We start from the raw sequence: 2638 nt of genomic DNA, 5'->3' as shown, positions 1-2638 counted from the left end.
AATAAATCTTATTATAAGCTTGGTTTTCAGAATGGTAAAGGGCAGACTTATGAAGGATTATTGACAACCAGTTCTATTGAACGGGCACAAAAATATTATGAACTGCTGACAAAAGTAAAGAATGGTGAGACAGAGTTAAAAATCGACGAAAAAGTAAGGCAGGTGCTTCCGGATTTTCCAAAGTTTGCCATTACCTATTCGGTAACGGAAAATGAAGAAGGTTCTCATGTCAATCAGCAAAAGATGCAAAAATCGTTGGATGATTACAATCGAATGTTTGGTACAAAATATGATCTTTCACAAATTCAGAGTTATAATGCTAACTTAAATAAACGATTGGCGAGGAAAGATGCAAAATTCAAGAGCAGAAATGAACAGCTGGATTTGGTGATTGTCGTTGACCGTTTGCTGACAGGGTTTGATGCACCATGTTTGTCAACAATTTTTATTGACAGACAGCCGATGGGGCCTCATGATCTGATACAGGCCTTTTCGAGGACAAATCGTATTTTCGATAAAAATAAAGCGTACGGTCAGATTGTTACTACCCAGGCACCGGTTTTGTTTAAGCAAAGTGTAGATAATGCAGTGAAATTGTATTCTGCAGGAAGTACAGCGTCAGCACTTGTAGCAGATTGGGATGAGGTAAAATCGGCATTTGGAAAAGCTCTGGCTGCACTGAGAATTTCTGCTGAAACACCAAACGCTGTTGCAAATATGTCTGAAAAAGAGAAAAGAGTATTTGCAAAAATGTTTCAGACCTTTGATAGATTATTTGCACAGCTGAAATCCTTCACAAAATACGAAGACAGTATGTTGGAAACATACGGCATTACTGAAAAGGAATATGAAGATTATGCCGGTTGGTACCAGAATGTCATGGAAGAGCTTAAACCTGGAACAGGTGGCGACGGTGGCGAACATGGGGATCCACCTGTAGAAGTTGATCCGGATTATGAGCTGATGGCCTACAGCAACATAAAAATCGATTACGAATATATCATCAATTTGATCCAGAATATTGTAACACCTTCAGAAGATGAAGAAGATATCACACCGGAGGAACGTCAGAAGAAGATTGATGAAGTGAAACAGTATGTGGATGAGTTACGTAAAGATAATGCCAAAGTAGCAGATATTATGACAAATTTGGTGACAGATATTGAGAAAGATGATACCAAATACAGAGGCAAATCCATTTTGAATATTGTAGAAAATATGAAACAGGATTGTATTGATCAAGTAATTTCTGAGTTTTGCATTCGATGGTATGCATCAAAGGACGATGTCATGTATGCAGCGATGCATTTTAGAAATGATGAAATACCAAATGAGAGTGTCATTAAAGCAACGATTGATTATGCAAGCTATAAGTCGGCTCAGGAAAAAGCTTTGCCAAAGTTCAAATACTATACACAATGTATTGCAGAATTGAAAAAGATTCTGAAAGAGGAAGTAAAACCATTAATGCGTATTGCATAATACGCTGCAATGATGATTAATTGTTTGTATCAGCGTAAGTTATTTTGAGAAAGGAAGAGGACTTATGCAAAATGATACGAACAAGGAACAGCTTTTTTATGATTATTATCAGCAGTGGATTGAAGTTTATAAAAGAGGGGCAATTCGGGATGCTACAATGGCAAAATATCTAATGACACAGAAATGGGTACAGAAATTAGCACCGAATTTGAAAGTGTCAGAGCTTACCAGAACAGCCTATCAGAAGCTGCTGAATGATTATGCAAAGGAACATGAGAGACAGACTACGCTGGATTTTCATCATCAGCTAAAGGGTGCAATTCTGGATGCGGTTGATGAAGGGATGATTGAGCGTGATCCAACCAGAAAGGCCATTATTAAAGGCAAGTCTCCTCGGGCAAAAAAGATTAAATATTTAAACCAGTTTGAGTTACATACACTGATTGCAGATTTAGACATAAAGGAAGAAGTGAATTGGGACTGGTTTATTTTGCTTGTAGCAAAGACTGGTATGCGATTTTCGGAAGCACTTGCCATTACACCCGGAGATTTTGATTTTGCCAGACAGACATTATCCATCAGCAAAACCTGGGATTATAAAGGTGAGGGCGGTTTTCTGCCGACAAAGAACAAATCCTCGGTCAGAAAGATTCAGATTGACTGGCAGATTGTTGTAAAATTTTCAGAGCTTACGAAGAATTTGCCGACAGATGAACCGATTTTTGTTGGTGAAGCAAAGATTTACAATTCAACAGTGAATGATGTATTAACAAGGCATTGCAAAGCGTGTGGTATATCTGAGATTTCTATTCATGGTCTCAGACATACCCATGCTTCATTGCTTTTGTTTGCCGGGGTGTCAATAGCCAGTGTGGCCCGGAGATTGGGACATGCCAGCATGACAACGACCCAGAAAACTTATCTGCATATTATTCAAGAACTTGAAAATAAAGATGTGGATTTGGTTATGAGAACTTTGTCAGGATTGTAAAATTGTAGACTGTAAAATAAATTTGTAACAGAAGTACTTACGCTGATCTTGAATAATGAGAGAACATAAATAAACGAAAGGGAAAGTAACCAATATGTGCGGCAGATATTATATTGATACTAACTGGCTGGATGAAATTGGTAATGTGGTATATAGTTTTGACAT

General features: G+C 37.8%; 2 protein-coding genes. Both read left to right on the top strand.

The genetic code is table 11. The annotated features are described in order from the left end of the window. Positions 1–1482, top strand: a 1482-nt coding sequence (locus tag WMO25_RS17020) for a type I restriction endonuclease subunit R, EcoR124 family (protein ID WP_435384324.1), incomplete at its 5' end; no start/stop codon positions are given. Positions 1483–1546: 64 nt separating this feature from the next. After that, positions 1547–2473 (top strand): tyrosine-type recombinase/integrase, encoded by a 927-nt coding sequence (locus tag WMO25_RS17015; RefSeq protein WP_178441006.1) that lies wholly within the window; start codon positions 1547–1549, stop codon positions 2471–2473. Positions 2474–2638: the final 165 nt, after the last annotated feature.

Source organism: Coprococcus intestinihominis, from assembly GCF_040096555.1.
GTDB lineage: Bacteria > Bacillota > Clostridia > Lachnospirales > Lachnospiraceae > Coprococcus_A > Coprococcus_A intestinihominis.
This window is presented reverse-complemented; position numbering and strand designations above follow the sequence as displayed.